Origin of the sequence: Gillisia sp. CAL575, assembly GCF_000403785.1 — a bacterium.
Taxonomy (GTDB): Bacteria; Bacteroidota; Bacteroidia; order Flavobacteriales; family Flavobacteriaceae; genus Gillisia.
Map to the genome: position 1 here is coordinate 1 of NZ_APHJ01000009.1, position 512 is coordinate 512.

2 protein-coding genes are annotated in these 512 nt (G+C 36.5%); both read right to left on the reverse strand.

All coding sequences use genetic code 11. From position 1 onward, the window contains the following. Positions 1–157 (reverse strand): helix-turn-helix domain-containing protein (locus tag I130_RS16960; protein ID WP_157480450.1); only part of this gene is annotated, 157 nt, incomplete at its 3' end. A 196-nt stretch (positions 158–353) separates the two neighbouring features. Next, positions 354–509, reverse strand: a complete 156-nt coding sequence (locus I130_RS16860; protein WP_083932833.1) for a DUF86 domain-containing protein — start codon at positions 507–509, stop codon at positions 354–356. Positions 510–512 lie beyond the last annotated feature (3 nt).

Sequence of the window (512 nt, forward strand, 5' to 3'; positions counted from 1 at the left end):
TGGGTTTAGTTACCCATTTATTGACTTCTCTGGTGATGGTAGATCGGGTTCTTCCGAGCTTCTCTGCTATGAAAGATTTAGGTCTATTTTCTTCTAAAAGAGTCTGGATAATTACCCTTTCTTGATGTGATAATCGCCGGTGTTTTTTTGGTTCCATACAACAAATCTAAAGTTATGATTTGTTGCGTTAAGTTATTGAACTCAGGAAGTCGGTTTCATATGTTGCCTAACGGTCTTGGTTAAGGCAAGTAGCGTGGAATAGGGACGCGAACTTGTCGGCTTTGTTGTTTTGTTACTTGGGATCTAAACTATCACTTTTCATTGGAATGCCCGCTATTTGCGCTTAACCGATGTTAGCTTTTGTTGTGTTGATCAGTTAGTATTTCGATTTCACTTTTAAGTTTTGGTAAGTGGTTAATCAAAATAGACCAAATATTTTCATCTGAAATACTATCATATGCATGAATCACTTGATTCCTGAGTCCGATAATAGATTTTGCATTTGTGATTTT